This is a genomic window from Mesorhizobium sp. LHD-90 (assembly GCF_030929505.1).
GTDB lineage: Bacteria > Pseudomonadota > Alphaproteobacteria > Rhizobiales > Rhizobiaceae > Kumtagia.
This window is the reverse complement of sequence record NZ_JAVFVV010000005.1, coordinates 147,761-164,908: the sequence shown is the minus strand read 5'-3', so window position 1 is coordinate 164,908 and position 17,148 is coordinate 147,761. Positions and strand designations below refer to the sequence as shown.

18 protein-coding genes are annotated in these 17,148 nt (G+C 64.9%); 15 read left to right on the top strand and 3 right to left on the bottom strand.

Going from position 1 to position 17,148, the window contains the following annotated elements; genetic code table 11:
* The first annotated feature begins 27 nt into the window (after positions 1-27).
* Entirely contained in the window at positions 28-720 is a 693-nt protein-coding gene (locus RB623_RS08560) for a TetR family transcriptional regulator (RefSeq protein ID WP_308056359.1), read from the top strand.
* Between the two features lie 114 nt (positions 721-834).
* On the opposite strand, the gene RB623_RS08555 is transcribed toward RB623_RS08560, so the two are convergent.
* The gene (locus RB623_RS08555; RefSeq protein WP_308056358.1) at positions 835-1,704 is read right to left on the bottom strand and encodes an AraC family transcriptional regulator; all 870 of its coding nucleotides are present in this window, start codon (positions 1,702-1,704) and stop codon (positions 835-837) included.
* A gap of 183 nt (positions 1,705-1,887) precedes the next feature.
* On the opposite strand from RB623_RS08555, the gene RB623_RS08550 reads away from it, so the two are divergent.
* The 8 genes from RB623_RS08550 to RB623_RS08515 all read left to right on the top strand — a co-directional run bounded on the left by RB623_RS08550 (position 1,888) and on the right by RB623_RS08515 (position 10,441).
* A complete protein-coding gene (locus tag RB623_RS08550; protein ID WP_308056357.1) occupies positions 1,888-2,664 on the top strand; it encodes a phytanoyl-CoA dioxygenase family protein in 777 nt (258 codons plus the stop codon).
* Between the two features lie 115 nt (positions 2,665-2,779).
* A complete protein-coding gene (locus tag RB623_RS08545) occupies positions 2,780-3,802 on the top strand; it encodes an ABC transporter permease (RefSeq protein ID WP_308056356.1) in 1,023 nt (340 codons plus the stop codon).
* Positions 3,803-3,841: 39 nt separating this feature from the next.
* Positions 3,842-4,813: a substrate-binding domain-containing protein gene (locus tag RB623_RS08540; protein ID WP_308056355.1), complete on the top strand. Its 972-nt coding sequence runs from the start codon at positions 3,842-3,844 to the stop codon at positions 4,811-4,813.
* A gap of 179 nt (positions 4,814-4,992) precedes the next feature.
* Positions 4,993-6,510: a sugar ABC transporter ATP-binding protein gene (locus tag RB623_RS08535; RefSeq protein WP_308056354.1), complete on the top strand. Its 1,518-nt coding sequence runs from the start codon at positions 4,993-4,995 to the stop codon at positions 6,508-6,510.
* Between the two features lie 130 nt (positions 6,511-6,640).
* On the top strand, positions 6,641-7,591 hold the full coding sequence (locus tag RB623_RS08530) for a ribokinase (protein WP_308056353.1): 951 nt from the start codon (positions 6,641-6,643) through the stop codon (positions 7,589-7,591).
* Positions 7,588-8,046, top strand: a complete 459-nt coding sequence (rbsD, locus tag RB623_RS08525; protein ID WP_308056352.1) for a D-ribose pyranase — start codon at positions 7,588-7,590, stop codon at positions 8,044-8,046. Before RB623_RS08530 ends, rbsD begins: the two co-directional genes overlap by 4 nt.
* A 12-nt stretch (positions 8,047-8,058) precedes the next feature.
* On the top strand, positions 8,059-8,889 hold the full coding sequence (locus tag RB623_RS08520; protein ID WP_308056351.1) for a 3-methyl-2-oxobutanoate hydroxymethyltransferase: 831 nt from the start codon (positions 8,059-8,061) through the stop codon (positions 8,887-8,889).
* Between the two features lie 700 nt (positions 8,890-9,589).
* The gene (locus RB623_RS08515; RefSeq protein ID WP_308056349.1) at positions 9,590-10,441 is read left to right on the top strand and encodes an SDR family NAD(P)-dependent oxidoreductase; all 852 of its coding nucleotides are present in this window, start codon (positions 9,590-9,592) and stop codon (positions 10,439-10,441) included.
* A 24-nt stretch (positions 10,442-10,465) separates the two neighbouring features.
* On the opposite strand, the gene RB623_RS08510 is transcribed toward RB623_RS08515, so the two are convergent.
* A complete protein-coding gene (locus RB623_RS08510) occupies positions 10,466-10,672 on the bottom strand; it encodes a DUF1737 domain-containing protein (RefSeq protein ID WP_308056537.1) in 207 nt (68 codons plus the stop codon).
* A 54-nt stretch (positions 10,673-10,726) separates the two neighbouring features.
* Positions 10,727-11,602 (bottom strand): CoA ester lyase, encoded by an 876-nt coding sequence (locus tag RB623_RS08505; RefSeq protein ID WP_308056348.1) that lies wholly within the window; start codon positions 11,600-11,602, stop codon positions 10,727-10,729.
* A 99-nt stretch (positions 11,603-11,701) separates the two neighbouring features.
* Here RB623_RS08505 and RB623_RS08500 point away from each other — a divergent pair, with 99 nt between their 5' ends.
* The 6 genes from RB623_RS08500 (at position 11,702) to RB623_RS08475 (ending at position 17,104) form a co-directional block, all read left to right on the top strand.
* Positions 11,702-12,871, top strand: coding sequence for an FAD-binding oxidoreductase (locus RB623_RS08500; RefSeq protein WP_308056347.1), 1,170 nt, complete (start codon positions 11,702-11,704; stop codon positions 12,869-12,871).
* Between the two features lie 145 nt (positions 12,872-13,016).
* Positions 13,017-13,688, top strand: a complete 672-nt coding sequence (locus tag RB623_RS08495) for an amino acid ABC transporter permease (protein ID WP_308056346.1) — start codon at positions 13,017-13,019, stop codon at positions 13,686-13,688.
* Positions 13,688-14,359 (top strand): amino acid ABC transporter permease, encoded by a 672-nt coding sequence (locus RB623_RS08490; protein WP_308056345.1) that lies wholly within the window; start codon positions 13,688-13,690, stop codon positions 14,357-14,359. The genes RB623_RS08495 and RB623_RS08490 overlap by 1 nt, the downstream gene beginning before the upstream one ends.
* Position 14,360: 1 nt before the next feature.
* Complete coding sequence (locus RB623_RS08485; protein WP_308056344.1) at positions 14,361-15,095, top strand: amino acid ABC transporter ATP-binding protein; 735 nt, start codon at positions 14,361-14,363, stop codon at positions 15,093-15,095.
* A 271-nt stretch (positions 15,096-15,366) separates the two neighbouring features.
* Complete coding sequence (locus tag RB623_RS08480; RefSeq protein ID WP_308056343.1) at positions 15,367-16,284, top strand: isoaspartyl peptidase/L-asparaginase; 918 nt, start codon at positions 15,367-15,369, stop codon at positions 16,282-16,284.
* A gap of 28 nt (positions 16,285-16,312) precedes the next feature.
* Complete coding sequence (locus tag RB623_RS08475; RefSeq protein ID WP_308056342.1) at positions 16,313-17,104, top strand: transporter substrate-binding domain-containing protein; 792 nt, start codon at positions 16,313-16,315, stop codon at positions 17,102-17,104.
* The last annotated feature ends 44 nt before the right edge of the window (positions 17,105-17,148 follow it).

Genomic DNA, 17,148 nt, shown 5'->3' with positions numbered 1-17,148 from the left:
TCGGGTCCTGGAAGGAGCGACTGCGAAATGCCCCGTAGCACACGAAAAGCGCCGGCGAACGTGGTGCCTGCCGCCCATTTGCCGGTTCGGCGTCGCGGCAGGGTGCGTTTTGACGCATTGCTGGCGGCCACGGCGGAATTGCTAGGCAAGCAGCCCATGCGCGACGTCAGCATCTACGACATCGCCAGAAAAGCCGACGTGCCGGCGGCCTCGGCCTATCATTTCTTTCCGACCGCACAGTCGGCCTTCATTGAACTGGCCAGGCAATATGTCGCTCGCCTGCGTGAGCATGTCGACCGGCCGCTCGCCGGCGGCGGGACCGTACAGCTCCACGGCTGGCCGGATCTGCTGAGGATCCGGTTCGACCGGGCGGCGGCGTTCTACAATTCCGACCCGGTGGCCCGTCGGCTGTTCCTGTCGGGGGAGGTGACGAGCGAAATCCGCAAGATCGACATCGAGAATTCGAGGCTCGCCGCGCAACGGGTCTACGACTGGCTGGATCGTTATGTCGTGATGCCTCCCCTTTCCGACCGGGACATGCGGTTCATCGTCCTGATCGCCATCTATGACGGCATATGGATGACGTCATGTGCCCAGCACGACCGGCTGACTGCGGCGTTTTGCGACGAGGCCAACAAGGCGGCCGAAGCCTATTGCCGCACGTTCCTGCCTGCCGATTTGCCGTGCCGTGCACCGGAGACGGCGGCCGGCGATTCCTGACCGTGTGCGGCCGGGTCGTCATGGACAAAGGAAACCTGGCGATCGCCTCGATTGGAGCCTCGGGAAGCGGGCATGCTGGGCGGCTTCGGACAGGCTTCGCCATCCGCGGCTGCACTATGCCGTAGCTTCCCGTCCCACCGGCCACGCGCCCAACTCGTTTCGGCGCCAGGCCGCCGGCGCGATGCCGATCGCACGCTTGAATTCGCGGCCGAAATGATAGACGTCGCAGAAGCCGCACAGTTCTGCGATCTCGGCCAGCGGCGCATCGTTCTCCAGCAGCAGGGATTGCGCCCGCATCAGCCGTTCGCGGATCAGCCATTGCCGCGGGCTTGTGCGCAGGTGCTTGCGGAACAGCCGCCGCATCTGCGAATGGCCGAGGCCGCTCACGTCCGAAAGATCGGCCGCGCTCCAAGGCAGCCCGAGATCGGCGCTCATGGCCGCGAGCGCGGCGGCGACCGGCCCGGGGAAATCGCGCGCCGCCGTTCCCGCATGCGCATGGTCGATCATCGTCAAGAACTCGGCCACCAGATGGTTGAGTCGCAGGTCGAGCCCCGGGTCGCGCCGCCGCAGCGCCGAGAAAAGTCTTTCGAACCACGGCACCGCATGGCCGCCATCGGCGAAGGCGACATGCGGAAAACCGTCGCCGAACAGTTTTTCGCGCAGCGCTGCCGGGTCGGGCCCGTCGAAGCGGAACCACAGCACCGTCCACGGCGCGGCCGGATCGGCCTCGTGAGCATGTGGCGCCTCGTTGGCGATCCATACGAGGTCGCCCGCCGCTACCGGCGCGCGCTGGCCGAGCGTCTCCACAAATCCCTTGCCGGAGAGGCAGTACAGAATGTCCTGGCCTTGGTGTGCAGCGCGGGCGACGCGGTAGTCGGGTGCCGCCGCCACCTTGCCGGCACGCAGGACGGTGAGCGCCGAGCGGGTCCACCCGGCCTCCGGAACATAGTGCAGGCTTTCGCGGAATTGGGTTCTTTCGGACATGCGCGTTTTATACAAAAGCTGCGTTCTGTTTGTCCATTTCCCATCCTGGCGAGCGGGCGTAATCTAACCGTCGAGAGTTTGAGGAAATTCTCCGCATCGGCGGGAAAGCAAGGATTTCGAGCTTTTCGCGGCTGGTTCTGCGCCTACGGGCGAAAAAATTCGTGCATGCCAGGGAGTAGTCCGATGCTTGCGATGACCAGGGAAGAGACCGAGCTCTACGCTCGCGACGGATACATCATCCGCAAGAATCTTCTGACGACCGAGGAGGTCGATCTCTTCCGCGATCGCGCCCGTGCCCAGCTCGAAGCCGAGAACAAGTCCGGCGCGGTCATGCAGAAAGGCGACAAGGAGGGCAAGACGACCCTTCTGAAGATGTGGAACACGGCGGAAGACGACCAATACGGATATCTGGCCCGCGACGAGCGCCTCGTCGACCTCGCCGAGGACGCGGTCGGCAAGCCGATCTATCTCTACAGCCACAAGATGACGATGAAGCAGCCCAACGAGGGCGGCGCCTGGGAATGGCACCAGGATTTCGGCTACTGGTACAATTACGGCTGCCTCGCACCTGAAATGATGAGCATCTATCTCGCGCTCGACAAGGCGACGAAGGAGAATGGCTGCCTGCAGGTGCTGAAAGGCACGCACAAGCTCGGCCGTCTCAACCACATCCGCGAGGATGGCCAGACCAATGTCGAGCAGGAACATCTGGAAGCCGCGCTAAAGCGCTACGAACACATCTATGTCGAGATGGAACCCGGCGATGCGCTGGTGTTCGACGGCAATCTTCTGCATCGCTCGGACGCCAACCGCTCCGATACCTACCGCTGGGGCTATATCAGCTCCTACAACGCGGTCGAGAACGCACCGTTCAAGCGGGTGCGCGACTACGGAAACTATGAAGCCTTGCAGAAGGTGCCGGCCGGCACGTTCCGCATGCTGCCGGAAAAGGCCGCCTGAGCGGCGGAAGAACGCGCAAGGTCCGGACTGGAGCTCGCCCGGACTTTTCGACCTGAGTGAGTAAGGCACGGCGGCGCGCCAAAAGCGTCTGCCGGACCCAACGGGAGGATATCTTATGGCCGATGCGGTCAGGACCGGCGCGCGCGCGCCTGCCATGGACCGATTTTCGCTGTCGAGGCTTTTGCGCGCACGCGAGACAGGCGTGTTTTTCGCGCTGCTGGTGCTCTGCATTTTCCTCTCGATCGCCACCGACGGTTTCCTCACCTCGCTCAACCTGCTGAATGTCGGCCGCCAGGTGTCGCTGCTCGGCATCATGGCCGTCGGCATGACCTTCGTGCTGATCTCCGGCGAGGTCGACCTCTCCGTCGGTTCGACCTATGCGTTTTCAGGGCTGGCCACCGGCATGCTGATCATCGCCGGCTGGGGACTCATGCCGGCAATCTGCGTGGGCCTGCTCACCGGCGTGGCGATCGGCCTGATCAACGGCGTGCTTTCCACCTACGGCCGCCTGCCGTCGCTGATCGCCACGCTCGGCATGCTGTCGATCGTGCGCGGCGCCGCACTCATCCTCACCAACGGCCAGCCGGTGACGGTCAACATCCGCAACGGCGCCGACGCCGGCGTGCTCGAGACCTTCAGCTATATGGGCCAGGGTTACCTGTTCGGCATCGTGCCGATGCAGCTTGTTTTCTTCATCATCATCGCGGCGCTGGCCTGGATCGTGCTGTCCTACACCAATTTCGGTTTTCGCGTGTTCGCCGTCGGCGGCAGCGCCAAGGCGGCGCGCGTCTCCGGCATTTCGGTCAACACCGTAAAGATCTGGGCCTTCGTGCTGATGGGCGTGCTCGCCGCCTTCGCGGGCATTTTGAGCCTCGCCTTCCTGCCGAGCGGCCAGGCTGGCCGCACCGGCCTTGGCCTGGAGCTCGACGTCATCGCGGCGACCATCGTCGGCGGCGCGTCGCTGTCGGGCGGCGAAGGCACCATCCTCGGAACCATTCTCGGCGTGCTGATCATCGGCGTCATGCGCAACGGCCTCGTGCTGATGGGCGTCTCGCCCTTCGTGCAGGAGCTGATGATCGGCCTCGTCATCATCATCGCGGTCGGCATCGACAAATGGACGATGCGCAAGCGCGGCTGAGTTCGAAGAAACGAGTCAAATTCAAAGGGAGGACTATCCATGAAAGCAAGACAGATCATCCTGGCGGCGGCACTCAGCCTGCTGCCGCTCCAATTCGCCCATGCCGACTCCAAGCCGGCGGACTTTCCGCTGGCCGAGCGCATCAAGGCTAAGGTCGCAGCCGGCCAGCCGCTCGATCTCTACGTCTCCTACCACGACGTCTCCAACGAGTTCGCGCCGTTCATGAAGGCGGGCGTCGCCAAGGCGGCGGAAGCCGACAAGGTCAACGCCAACTTCATCGGCCCGGTCGGCGCCGACGCCGACGGCCAGATCAGCGAAATCGAGACGCTGATGGGCAAGATGGACGGCCTCGCCATCTCCTCGGTCTCAACAGACGCGCTGGCCCCGCTGATCGACCGTGTGCTCGCCGCCGGCATTCCTGTCGTGACCTTCAACACCGACAATCCCGACTCGAAGCGCCTCGCCTTCGCCGGCCAGGATCTGGTCCAGTCGGGCCGCGAGGCCGGCAAGCTGATGGCCACGACGCTGGGCGGCAAGGGCAAGGTGATGATCACCACCATCGACGCCGCCGCGCAGTGGTCGCTCGACCGCGAGAAGGGCGCGCGCGAGGCGCTGGCCGCCGAATCCGGCATCGAGGTCGTGCAGACGCTGAACACCGGCACCGATCCGCAGGAGATCTACTCGGCGATCGAGAACGCCATGCTGGCAAACCCGACCGTCACCGGCATCCTGTCGCTGGAATGCTGCTCGACGCCCGCCGCCGGCACCTGGGTCGAGCGCAACAACGCCGCCGACAAGGTCAAGGTCGTCGGCTTCGACCTGCTCGACCAGACGGTGGGCCTCGTCGAAAGCGGCAATATCCAGGCGACCATCGACCAGGCGCCCGAGAAGCAGGGTTTTGCCGCCGTCGACCTGCTGGCGAAGTTCATCAAGGGCGAGACGATCGACAATCTCGACACCGGCGTCGGCATCTACACCAAGGAGAACATTGGCGAGGTGGCGAAGAAGTAGCGCTGCATTTCCCTCCCCCTTGAGGGGAGGGTGGCCGCGAAGCGGCCGGGTGGGGTCCGCGCGGCAGTGCGCCAACCTTCAACGACCCCACCCCGTCTTGCGATCTCCGCTTCGCTCCGACCTCTCGCCGACCCTCCCCTCAAGGGGGAGGGTAAGCCAACCCCCAACGACAGCACCGAATGACCCATCCATCCTCCCAAGATGCGATCGTCCGGATTGCCGGGGTAACCATGCGGTTCCCCGGCGTTCTGGCGCTCGACCGCATCTCGATCGATTTCCGGCCAGGCGAGGTCCATGCCGTCATCGGCGAGAACGGCGCGGGCAAGTCGACGCTGATGAACATTCTGGCCGGCGACCTGCAGCCGGATGGCGGCGAGATCTTTGTCGACGGCAAGGCAACCGTGATTTCGTCCCCGCTGGTGAGCCGCGCCGCCGGCATCACCGTCGTCTACCAGGAACTGGCGCTCTGCCCGACACTCTCCATCGCCGACAACATCATGATGTCCGACATGGCGGTGCGCTCCGTAACGTCGCTTGTCCCGCGCGAAAACATGCGGCGCGAGGCGCGCGCCGCGCTCGCCCGCCTCGGCATGGGCTCGCTCGACCCCGACACGAAAGTCGGCCGGCTGTCGGTCGCCGAGATGCAACTCGTCGAGATCGCCCGCGCCATCCGCCAGAACGCCCGGCTGCTGGTGCTGGACGAGCCGAATTCGGCGCTGTCCAAGCGCGAGAGCGACCGCCTGTTCGAGGTCGTCCGCCAGCTTCGCACCGAAGGCGTCGCCGTCATCTACGTCTCGCACCACCTCAGCGAGGTGATCGACCTCGCCGACCGCATTACCGTGATGCGCGACGGCCGCACCATCGAGACCATCGACAACGAGGATGTTTCGGAGGACCGCCTGATCCGCGCCATGGTCGGCCGCGACCTCGGCGCCACCGTGCAATGGTCGTTGCAGGCGGAAGGCCGGTCCGTTGACAATGACGTCGTGCTTTCGGTCGAAAACCTGACCGCTCCCGGCCTCGACGACATCTCCTTTCACGTCCGCGCCGGCGAAATCCTCGGCATCGGCGGCCTGCCGGATTCCGGCAAGGACGGGCTCGGCGAGGCGCTGTTCGGGCTGGTCGACCGCAAGGGCCGCGTTGCCATAGACGGCGTCGACCTGCGCCCTGCCGATGCGCTGGCCTCGATCCGCGGCGGCATGTCCTTCGTGCCGGCCGACCGGCGCGGCGCCGGCGGCCTGCTTTCGATGAGCGTCGCCGACAATGTCGTCTCGGCCTCGCTGCCGCGCTTCTCCATGTCCGGCTTCCTGCGCCGTGGCGCGATCCGCCGCGAAGCGCGCGCCCAGGTGGCGCGGCTCGACGCGCGCATCTCGCATCTCGGCCAGAAGCTGGCGACCCTGTCGGGCGGCAATCAGCAAAAGATCATCCTCGGCCGCAGCCTGGTCACCAATCCGCGCGTGCTGGTCCTGCACGAGCCCACGCGCGGCATCGATGTCGGCGCCAAGGCGGAGATCTATTCGATCCTGCGCGGTATTGCCGGCGAGGGCGTCGCCGTGGTCATGATCTCGTCCGAGATACCGGAGCTGATCCTGAACGCCGAGCGCGTGCTGGTCATGCGCGGCGGCCGCATTTCCGGTGAGCTGACTGGCGCCGGTATCAACGAGCAGGGTATTTTGGCACGGGCGATGGCGTCATGAGAAATCCGGGGACAGTTTACTCAATTCCGGTCAGCTCCTTTGCCGCGCCTGTGGGTGTGGCGGAATTAAGTAAACTGTCCCCGGATTTCTCTGTCGTGCCGCAATCCTTCGTTTTGGCCATGAGCAAACTATGACCAGACCCAACATCACCATCGTCGGCAGCTTCGCCGTCGGCCTGACCATGCGTGCGCCAAAGCTGCCGATCTTCGGCGAAACCATGCTCGGCACGGATTTCGACATGGGGCCGGGCGGCAAGGGCTCGAACCAGTCAGTCGGCACGGCGCGGCTGGGCGCTTCCTCCGGCCTCGTCGCCTATATCGGCAGCGACAAGCTCGCCGGCATCGCCACCGATCTCTATGCCGCCGAGGGCGTCGACACGGAGTTCGTCTTGACGCGTACCGAGCGCGCCACCGGCGTCGGTTTCATCATCCTCAACGACAAGGGCGAGAATTTCATCATCCTCGACATGGGGGCGAACGAGCTGCTCGACGCCGGTGCGGTCGATGCCGCCGAACGCCGGATCGCCGGCAGCGACGTGGTGATGACCGTGCTGGAAGTGCCGACCGCGGCGGCGTCGCGCGCCATGGAACTCGGCCGCAAGCACGGCGCGAAAACCATCCTCAACCCGGCGCCGGCGCGCGCCCTGCCGGACACGATCTTCGCTTCCGTCGATTATCTAACGCCCAACGAGAGCGAGCTACGCATCCTACTCGGCCTGCCTGCCGACGATCCGCGCTCGTCGCGCGAACTGGCCGGTGAGCTGCGCCGGCGCGGCGTGAAAAATGTCGTCGTCACGCTCGGCCGCGCCGGTGCGCTGATCCTCACCGAAGAGCTCGACATCATGGTGCCGGCCGTTCCGGTCGAGGTGGTCGACACCACCGGCGCCGGCGACGCCTTCAATTCCGGTTTCGCCGTGGCGCTTGCCGAAGGCCGCGGCATCGTCGATGCCGTGCGCTTCGGCGTCGTCTGCGGCGGCATCGCCTGCACCAAACTCGGCGTCATTCCCGGCCTGCCGGACCGCGCCAGCGCCGACGCGATGTATGCCCGTGCGCTCGAAACCACATGGAAGGAAAAACCGTGAACCGCAACAGACTGCTCAACGCCGAGCTTTCCCACGCCATCGCCTCGATGGGCCACGGCGACCTGATGATCATCTGCGACGCCGGCTTTCCGATCCCGTCGAGTGCCTGGCGCATCGATCTCGCCATCACTCCCGACGTGCCGGATCTGGAGACGGTGCTCACCCCGATCGCCGAGAATCTGATCGCCGAAAAAGTGTCCTATGCCGACACGCTGCCGGCCCACAATGCGCCGCTGCTTGAGAAGGTGAAGCGCCTGTTCGCCGACGCCGAGCACGCGCCGATCAAGCACGAGACGATCCTTGGCGAGATGGCGGCCAAAGCCAAGGTGATCGTGCGCACCGGCGCCTTCGACCCCTGGGGCAACATACTGCTCTATTCCGGCGTCGACGTGCCGAAGTGGTTTTCCAAGCCCGGCATCGTGGCGCCCGACTATTATGCGAAGAAGATGAAATAAGCCCGGCAAAACATGCCCCGCATTTTCGATTTTGGCGGCCGTGAGGTCGAGCGCGGCATTACCGTCGCCGGTTTGCGCGCCCTGAAGGGCAGCGGCCGCCATGCAGCGCAGGTGACGGCGGAGACCGCAGATGAAGCGGCGGCTGCCGAAGCCGCCGGCGTCGAGATGGTGGTGTGTCGCGCCGTCAACGTGGCGAAGGTGCGCGAAGGCTCGAAAAAAGTCTTCGTTACCGCCGCACTCGGCTTTGCCGATGCGATCACGGCCGAAGAGGTTTTGCGCACCGCCTTCTCGGCCATCGTCGCGGGCGCCGACGCGGTCATCACCGGGCGCGGCTGGGACACGGTGAAGATGCTTTCGGCCGAGCAGATTCCGGTCATGGGCCATCTCGGATTCGTGCCGCGCAAATCGACCTGGGTCGGCGGCGTGCGCGCCGTCGGCAAGACGGCCGATGAGGCGCTCGACCTGTTCGACCGTTTCCGGCGGCTTGAGGATGCCGGTGCCTTCGCCGTGGAATGCGAGGTCATCCCCGCCGCCGTGATGGCGGAGATCAATCGCCGCACCGGCCTCGTCACCGTGTCGCTCGGCTCCGGCCCGGACGCCGACGTGATTTTTCTTTTCACTTCCGACATATGCGGAGAGGTAAAACGCCTGCCGCGCCATGCCCGCGCCTGGGGCGACCTCGCTTCGCTTCACCAGAAGGTGCGCGACGAACGGGTGAAGGCGCTTTCTGGTTTCCGCGCCGATGTCGCCTCTGGCGGCTACCCCGGCGAGGCGGAGAACGCGCGGATCCCGGAGAACGAACTGGCTCGCTTTCAGGAAGCATCGAACGGCCGGCAGGAATAAGGCACGCCGCTGCGACGTGAGGTCCCCGAATTTCCCACCCGACGAAGCGCTCCGGCGACCCCGAAAGGCGCAACACGGTGACCCAAAACGGGGATGGAAAATGCGCCGCCTGGAAGAAATTTTTCTGCCGGAGCCGTCTTGCCTTCGCCAACCCGTTGAAATCGCTCGCAGGCACTTCTTAGACGCAACCGCCTTCGACAAAAAAATCGTGCCCGCCGTCCCCCTCCCCAAAACCACGCGCATACTTGCTGCCAGTTTCTCCTGCGGGAACGCCGATCATGACGGTGGTCTGTGGGGAGGAACCGGCGCCTCCGGTGCGGGAAGACGTAGCCCGCGCCCGGGGAGGCTTTGTCCGAAGGTCCTCCCTCCGCAACTACGTGCGGTGTGCGCTGGACGACGCGCTTAAGCACGGCCAGCCGAGGCGAAAGCCGGAGCCGGAGCTGTCGCGAAGCAGGACGGGACAGAGCCCAAAGTCGCCGGCGGGGCGCGGACGTCGCGCCACGTATTATAAATTAGGAGGCACGGCCTCGCGCCCCGCTTCCCGACTACTCCCGAAAGGGAGCGTTCTCTCAACAATGGCCAGACGCGAAAGCGGGCGTGGCGATGAGGACGGCTGTCCGTGTTGGCTGTTGTTTCCATCCTTTGGCGGGTGCAAATATCATCGCCTCCCCGTTTTTCACCTGCCCTCCAGGAGTTCCTCATGCCCCACCCCGCTCTTGTCCCCGGCGCCGTCGCCGTAATTACCGGCGGGGCTTCCGGCATCGGGCTCGCCGCTGCGAAAAAATTCGCCTCGATGGGCCTGAAAGTCTGCATCGCCGACATCGGCGCCAAGCGGCTGGCGGATGCCCGCGCGCAGGTGATCCTGGCTGCTGCCGGCAAGGACGACGTGATGGCTGTCGAGACCGACGTCAGCCGCGTCGACGACATCGTGGCGCTGGAGCGCAGCGTCGCCGAAACTTTTGGCGGTGTCGACGTGCTGATGAACAATGCCGGTGTCCAGCCCGGCAGCGCGCTGTTCGGACCCATCGAGAACTGGGAACGGGTCCTTGCCGTCAATCTGTGGGGTGTCATCCACGGCAGCCGCGTCTTCGCGCCGGGCATGATCGCCCGCGGAAAGCCGGGGCTCATCATCAACACCGGCTCGAAGCAGGGCATCACCACGCCGCCCGGCGACCCGGCCTACAACGTCTCCAAGGCCGGCGTGAAAACCTTTACCGAGGCGTTGCAGCACGAATTGCGCAACACCAAGGACTGCCAGGTCGGCGCGCATCTGCTCATCCCCGGCTTCGTCTTCACTCCACTGGCCGCCGGCGGACGAACCGAAAAGCCGTCAGGCGCCTGGACGCCGGAGCAGACGGTGGATTTCATGCTGCAAAGCCTGGAGCGTGGCGACTTCTACATCCTGTGCCCCGACAACGACGTGCCGCGCGCGCTTGACGAGAAGCGAATCCGCTGGGCGGCCGGCGACATCGTCGAGAACCGCCCGCCGCTGTCGCGCTGGCACCCGGACTATTCCGACGCCTTCGCGGCCTTCCTGCGCGATGGGAAGTGAGCGGCAAAGGGTGACGCGAGCCGCCTAAAACTCGCTGAGCTTGATGCCCGGCTCGTAATCTCTGCCCTCGACGTCCTTCACCACGGCCTGGCCGCAGCGCATGGTCTTGGTCTCGGCGTCGAAGGAATAGGTTGGCGACCCGAACAAGTGCCAGCCCTTGTTCATCGCCGCCGTTACCTTGTGGCAGAAGCTGGAATCGTCCGGTCCGGTCAGGAAACGGTAGAGCTTCATCATTGCCTCCAGCTAGCTGTCCAGTGAGATCAATTACGATCCAGCCTGGCGAATTCAAGGCCGCATGGCGCGCCCGAGCAGCCGCTCGGCCTGCATCAGATGCAGGCGCTCAACCATGCGGCCTTCGAGGGAAATGACGCCCTTGCCGGCATTTTCGGGCCGCGCGAACGCTTCGACGATCGCTCGCGCCTCGGCCACGGCCGCTTCCGATGGCGAAAATGCCTTGTTGGCCGGCTCGATCTGCGCCGGATGGATCAACGTCTTGCCGTCGAATCCCATCGCCGCGCCATCGGTGCATTCGCGCCCGAAGTCATGGAGGTCGCGGAATTCGTTCATCACGCCGTCCAGCGCCACCAGCCCGCCGGCGCGTGCCGCCAGCACGATCTGCATCAGCCAGGGCAGCAGGTAGCGCCGGTCCGGCGTCATCAGCATGCCGGTGTCTTTCGCCAGATCGTTGGTGCCGGCCACCAGCCCGGCCAACCGCGAGGCCGGGTCGCGGCCGAGCTCGGCGATGGCGCCGAGGTTGAGCACAGCTTTTGGCGTCTCGACCATTGCCCACAGTTTCACCGTCTCCGGCGCGGTCTCGTCGTCGAGCGCGTCGCCGGCCTCGAGAATGTCGCGCGGTGTGTCGATCTTCGGCAGCAGGATGCCGTCCGGCTCGAGTTTTCGCGCCAGCGCCAGATCCTCGGCGCCCCATTCGCTCGACAGCGCATTGATGCGTATGATCGTCGCCGCAGGTTTGGCGGCGCGCGCGGCGAACCAGTCCTTCAGATGCTTCCGTGCTTCCGACTTCTGCTCCGGCGCCACTGCATCTTCGAGATCAACAATCACCGCATCGCAGGCGAGCGTGGCGGCCTTCGCCAGCGCCCTTTCGTTGGTCGCGGGCATGTAGAGGACGGAGCGGAAGGGCCGGTCGGCGGGCGAGGACATGTGGCCTTCTTGCCCTGCCGGGCTGGCCCTTGCAAGAGCTTGCCTTGCGGCGCCCTTGCTGCTTGTTAGGGCCTTTGGAAACGGGACAAGCGGAACAGCATGGCGCGATACGATATCGTCATCGTTGGCGGAGCAATCGTCGGAAGCTCGATCGCCTACTATTTGCGCGAGGAAGGTTTTTCCGGCTCGATCGCGCTGGTCGAGCGCGATCCGCAATTCACGCATTCCGCCACGACGCTGTCCGCAGCCTCGATCCGCCAGCAATTTTCCATCCCCGAAAACATCCGCCTGTCGCAATTCACGCTCGGCCTGTTCCGCCGGCTGAAGGAAGAGTTCGGCGCCGATGCCGACATAACCTTCCATGAAAACGGTTATCTCATCCTCGCCAGCGAGGATGGGTTTCCGGTGCTCAAGGCCAACCACGAGGCGCAGGCGGCCGAGGGCGCCGATATCCTGCTGGAGGACGCCGAGGCCCTGGCGCGCCGTTTCTCCTGGCTGTCGCCGGAAGGTATTGTCGCCGGCGCGTGGGGACGCAGCGGCGAAGGCTGGTTCGACGCGCATGCGCTGCTGATGCTGTTCCGCAAGGCGCTGCGGACAAAGCATATCGATTTCATCACCGCCGCCGTCGCCGGCATCGACCGCGACGGCGCCAAGGTTACCGGCGTGATGCTCGACAATGGCGAGCGGCTGGAAGCCGGCATCGTCGTCAACGCCGCCGGCCCGAACGCCGGCAAGGTGGCGGCGTTGGCGGGATTGGCCCTGCCGGTCGAGCCGCGCAAGCGCAGCGTCTTCGTGTTCGAGGCGCGCGAAAAGTTCGACGACATGCCGCTGCTGGTCGACCCGTCCGGCATCTATGTGCGGCCGGAAGGATCGGTCTACATCACCGGCGGCGCCGAGCCTTACGAGACGGACGCTACCGCCGATCCCGGTGATTTCGATCCGGACTGGCCGCTGTTCGAGGAGACGATCTGGCCGGTGCTTGCCACCCGCATCCCCGCCTTCGAGGCGATCAAGGCGACACGCGCCTGGGCCGGCCACTACGACTACAATACGCTCGACCAGAACGCCGTCGTCGGCCCGCATCCTCAGGTGAGAAATTTCCTCTTCGCCAACGGCTTCTCCGGCCACGGCCTGCAGCAGGCGCCGGCGGTCGGCAAGGCTTTGGCGGAACTCGTTGTGCATGGCGGCTACCGCACGATCGATGCGTCGGCGTTCGGCTACGAGCGTATCCGCGACAACCGGCCGTTCCGCGAATTGAACGTCATCTGAGATAGGTCTCGCGCGAACGCAGGTTTACGGCAGACGCGGTCCAAGGCGTCAGGCCGGCACAACATCATGACAATTGCCAACCGATTGACAGCATCTCGATAAGACCGCAGAGTGAAACCGGTTTCACTCGCGCATACGGGGACACGTGCGGTTCGACCTGACTATCCTTGCGCCGCATATCGGCTTTCTGGCCGAGGGTGCGCTGCTGACGGTTCAGGCCTGTATCCTGTCGCTGATCGGCTCGGTCATCCTCGGCATGCTGGTCGCCATCGCCCGCACCTCGGCGGCGGGTTGGGTGCGGCGGCTGGCCTTCGTTTATGTCGACCTCTTCCGCAACATCCCGTTCATCGTGCAGCTTTTCTTCTTCTATTACGGGCTGCCGGAGATCGGCATCTATATCGACGCCTTCACCACCGGCGTCATCGCGCTGTCGATCGCCGGCGGCGCCTACGCCTCCGACGTGATCCGTTCCGGCATCCTCGCCATCGACAACGGCATCCTCGAAGCCGCCGAAGTCAGCGGCCTGTCGAAACGTAAGACCTTCACACGCATCGTGCTGCCGATCGCGCTTCGCACATCGGTGAGGCCGCTCGGCTCGGTGCTGATCAACATGATCCTGACCTCGTCGATCCTGTCGACCATCACGCTCAACGAACTGACCGGCTCGGCCAAGATCGTCGCTTCCGACACGTTCCGGCCGTTCGAGATCTATGTCGTGCTGCTCGTGGTCTATGCGGCGCTCACCTGGCTTGTCTCGCTCGGCATCGGCCTGCTGCACCGGCGCTTGAACCGCGACATGCTGGAGCCTGTCGGCTGATGCGGTTCACCGATTTCACCAGCTACGACCTCGTCCTGCTGGCGCAGGGCCTCGCGACCACCATCGGCCTTTTCCTGGCCACTTCCCTGATCGGGCTGGCCATCGGCGCGCTCTGGGCGGTGATCCGTTTCTACCGCGTGCCGGTGCTGACGCAGCTCGTCGCCTTCCTCGCAGAGATTCTCAAGAACTCGCCGGTGCTGGTGCAACTGTTCCTGGTCTTCTTCGGCTTTCCAGCTTTCTTCAAGGTCAACGTCACGCCGGTCGAGGCGGCGGTCATCACGCTGTCGGCCAACACCGCCGCCTTCGTCTATGTCATCGGAGTCTCCGCCATCGAATCCATCGCCCGCGAGCAGGTCGAGGCGGCCCGCGTCTTCGGGCTGACACGCTGGCAGGTGCTGCGCCATGTGATCGCGCCGCAGGCCGCGGCGTTTTCCGTCGGGCCGCTGGTGGCGCTGCTGGTCAACCAGCTTCAGGTCACGTCTCTGATATCGGTCATCGGTGTCGTCGACCTCACCAAGATCGGCAACATCCTCAATCTGCGCACCCTGAAACCCTTCATCGTCTGGTCGGTCGTGGGCCTGCTCTACTATCTGGCGGCGAAGCTGGTGGCGACGCTCGGCGCGCGCTTCGAGGACCGCCTGCGGGCGCACAGCGCCTTTAGAGGTCTCTGACATGCTGAAGGTCGAAAACGTCAAAAAGTCCTTCGGCGCGGCGACGGTGCTGAACGGCGTCAATCTCACCGTCCGGCCCGGCGAAGTCGTTTCTATCCTCGGCTCGTCGGGGTCCGGCAAGTCGACCTTGATCCGTTGCATCAACGGTCTCGAAAAGCTCGACGCCGGCCTGATCACCGTCGACGAGTTCGACGTGAGCAAGCCGAAGGAACTGGCGGAGGCGCGAAAACGCTCGGGCACTGTGTTCCAGCTTTTCAATCTCTACCCGCACATGACGGCTCTCAAAAACATCACGCTGGCGCCGGTAGAGGTTCTCAAGCGGCCGCGCGACGAGGCGGAGGCGGAAGGCCGCGCGCTGCTCGCCTCGGTGGGTCTCGGCGACCGCGCCGACGCCTATCCGGCGCAATTGTCGGGCGGCCAGCGCCAGCGCGTCGGCATTTGCCGGGCGCTTGCCATGAAGCCGCGCTACCTGCTGCTCGACGAGGTGACCAGCGCGCTCGATCCCGAAATGACCGCCGAGGTGCTGACCATCCTGGCGAAGCTCGCGGCCGAAGGCACGACCATGGTCTTCGTCACCCACGAAGTCGAGTTCGCCCGGCAGATATCAAATCGCGTCGTCTTCCTCGAAAAGGGGACGCTGCTGGTCGACCTGCCGACTAAGGATTTTTTCGATCCAGCGGGCGGTCTCGCGCAGCCGCGCGTCGCGCAGTTCCTGTCAAAAATGCGGAAAGATTAGAGCAATGTCCGAGCAGATTGGACCATTCTGTTTCTCGTTTGGCGAGGCGATCCACAAGGAGGATGGCGCGGGTCGTGCTGGTGGCACGGCCAAGCCCATCCGACGACGTGGGCGCCCGCCAAACGGAAACCCGGAGGGCCGGGCTGGTTTGGGCCAAATCCTTCGGCCTTTGTCTCGACCGCACCTCCAGTGCGGCCATTCGACAAAGACCTCGACCTTGGCCCAAACCATCGCCGGCAGAATGGTTCAATCTACTTGGACATTGCTCTAAATGCTGTTGCTTGCAAATGCCGAGGCCTGGCCTGGCTTTCCGCTTGCCGTCGACATGCTGAAGGCAGGCGCCGACAGCCTCGACGCCATGGTGGCCGGCATCGGCCGCGTCGAGGCGGAACCGAAGGTGCGCAGCGTCGGTTATGGCGGCTGGCCGAACATGCTGGGCGTCATGGAATGCGACGGCGCGGTGATGGACGGCAACACGCGCGCCGTCGGTACCGTCGGCGCGGTGCCCGACACGCTGCACGTCACGGCGCTGGCGCATGAGGTGATGAAGCGCCTGCCGCATGTGATGCTGACCGGAGACGGCGCGCGCCGCTTCGCCACGGAGATCGGTTTCCCGCTGGACGACATGCTGCTGGAAGACAGCAAACGCGTCTGGTGGGAACGGCTGGAGAAAGAACTGTCGGCCGGCGAACTGGAAAAATTCCCGGACATCGCGCTGGCGCCGCTGAGCAAGGCGATCACCGATCCAGAGCGGGTGCGCGACACCACCGTCTTCCTCAGCGCCGATCCGGACCGCGGCATCCATGCCGCGACCTCGACCTCGGGCTGGGCGTGGAAATATCCCGGCAGGCTGGGCGACAGCCCGATCCCCGGCGCCGGATTCTACGCCGACAGCCGCTACGGGGCGGCCGCCTGCACTCATACCGGCGAGATGACCATGCGCTGCGCCACCGCGCGCTCGATCGTGCTCGCCATGAAGCTCGGCCGGCCCCTGGGCGATGCCATAAAGCTCGCGGTCGACGAGCTTGCCGAACTGACCGAGGGTTTTTTGGGAGGCGTGGTGATCCACGCCGTCGATGCCCATGGCAACCACAAGGTCGTGGATTTCCAGTGCCAGGGCGAGATCCGCTACTGGCTCTGGGAGGAGTCGATGTCCGGGCCGGAACTTCGGGCAGCGAGCAACGCGTGACAACAAATTTTCCAGAGAGGATAGACGTATGAGACGCCTTCTTACCGCCATCGCCGCGCTGGCCTTCGTCGCCGGCTCGGCCCTTCCGGCACTCGCCGGCATGCTGGATGACATCCGCTCGCGCGGCACTGTGCGCATCGGCGTGTCGCTCGGCGGCGAGCCGATCGGTTTCCGCGACCCGCAGAACAATCCGGTCGGCTACGACGTCGACGTCGCCACGATGCTGGCCGAGAAGCTCGGCGTGCCGGTCGAGTTCACCGACGTCTCCGGCGACGCCCGCATCTCCATGTTGGTCTCCGGCCAACTCGACATCGTCGTCGCCAACACCTCGGCGACGCTGGAGCGGGCCAAGAGCGTCAACTTCACCATCCCCTACAACCGCGCCGGCCTGCGCGTCATCGTCCAGGCCGATTCCGGCATCAAGACCCTTGCCGACCTTGCCGGCAAGAAGATCGTGGTAGGCCGCGGCACCACCGGCGAGACCTTCATCAAGAAGGCGGTGCCGGAGGCTGAACTCGTCTATGTCGACCAGTTCGCGCCGGACGGCGTGCTGCAGCTCCAGCAGAAGCGTGTCGACGCGGCGATCGAAGATTCCTCGCTGCTCGACTATCTGGCCACAAAAAACCCGTCGCTGGTGACCATCGAGGGTCTCTACTCCAACGACCCGATCAGCATCGCCGTTGCCAAGGGCGATCCGGAGTTCGTGCGCTGGCTGGACATGTTCGTCTCCGACTACATCCAGTCGGGCGCCTACGAGGCCAATTACAAGAAGTGGTGGGGCGAGACGGCCAATCCGCCGGCCCTGAACCCGCTCTGGTGATTTTTTTCGCCCTTCGTAGCTCGGCCGTACGGCCGGGCTACATA

What these genes read in the sequence shown, in the direction of transcription:
- RB623_RS08480 (WP_308056343.1), top strand. Translation starts at nt 15,367, where the DNA reads ATGCTGTTGCTTGCAAATGCCGAGGCCTGGCCTGGCTTTCCGCTTGCC.
- RB623_RS08485 (WP_308056344.1), top strand. Translation starts at nt 14,361, where the DNA reads ATGCTGAAGGTCGAAAACGTCAAAAAGTCCTTCGGCGCGGCGACGGTG.
- RB623_RS08530 (WP_308056353.1), top strand. Translation starts at nt 6,641, where the DNA reads ATGACCAGACCCAACATCACCATCGTCGGCAGCTTCGCCGTCGGCCTG.
- RB623_RS08490 (WP_308056345.1), top strand. Translation starts at nt 13,688, where the DNA reads ATGCGGTTCACCGATTTCACCAGCTACGACCTCGTCCTGCTGGCGCAG.
- RB623_RS08505 (WP_308056348.1), bottom strand. Translation starts at nt 11,602, where the DNA reads ATGTCCTCGCCCGCCGACCGGCCCTTCCGCTCCGTCCTCTACATGCCC.
- RB623_RS08550 (WP_308056357.1), top strand. Translation starts at nt 1,888, where the DNA reads ATGCTTGCGATGACCAGGGAAGAGACCGAGCTCTACGCTCGCGACGGA.
- RB623_RS08520 (WP_308056351.1), top strand. Translation starts at nt 8,059, where the DNA reads ATGCCCCGCATTTTCGATTTTGGCGGCCGTGAGGTCGAGCGCGGCATT.
- RB623_RS08555 (WP_308056358.1), bottom strand. Translation starts at nt 1,704, where the DNA reads ATGTCCGAAAGAACCCAATTCCGCGAAAGCCTGCACTATGTTCCGGAG.
- RB623_RS08560 (WP_308056359.1), top strand. Translation starts at nt 28, where the DNA reads ATGCCCCGTAGCACACGAAAAGCGCCGGCGAACGTGGTGCCTGCCGCC.
- RB623_RS08510 (WP_308056537.1), bottom strand. Translation starts at nt 10,672, where the DNA reads ATGAAGCTCTACCGTTTCCTGACCGGACCGGACGATTCCAGCTTCTGC.
- RB623_RS08500 (WP_308056347.1), top strand. Translation starts at nt 11,702, where the DNA reads ATGGCGCGATACGATATCGTCATCGTTGGCGGAGCAATCGTCGGAAGC.
- RB623_RS08475 (WP_308056342.1), top strand. Translation starts at nt 16,313, where the DNA reads ATGAGACGCCTTCTTACCGCCATCGCCGCGCTGGCCTTCGTCGCCGGC.
- RB623_RS08535 (WP_308056354.1), top strand. Translation starts at nt 4,993, where the DNA reads ATGACCCATCCATCCTCCCAAGATGCGATCGTCCGGATTGCCGGGGTA.
- RB623_RS08540 (WP_308056355.1), top strand. Translation starts at nt 3,842, where the DNA reads ATGAAAGCAAGACAGATCATCCTGGCGGCGGCACTCAGCCTGCTGCCG.
- RB623_RS08515 (WP_308056349.1), top strand. Translation starts at nt 9,590, where the DNA reads ATGCCCCACCCCGCTCTTGTCCCCGGCGCCGTCGCCGTAATTACCGGC.
- RB623_RS08545 (WP_308056356.1), top strand. Translation starts at nt 2,780, where the DNA reads ATGGCCGATGCGGTCAGGACCGGCGCGCGCGCGCCTGCCATGGACCGA.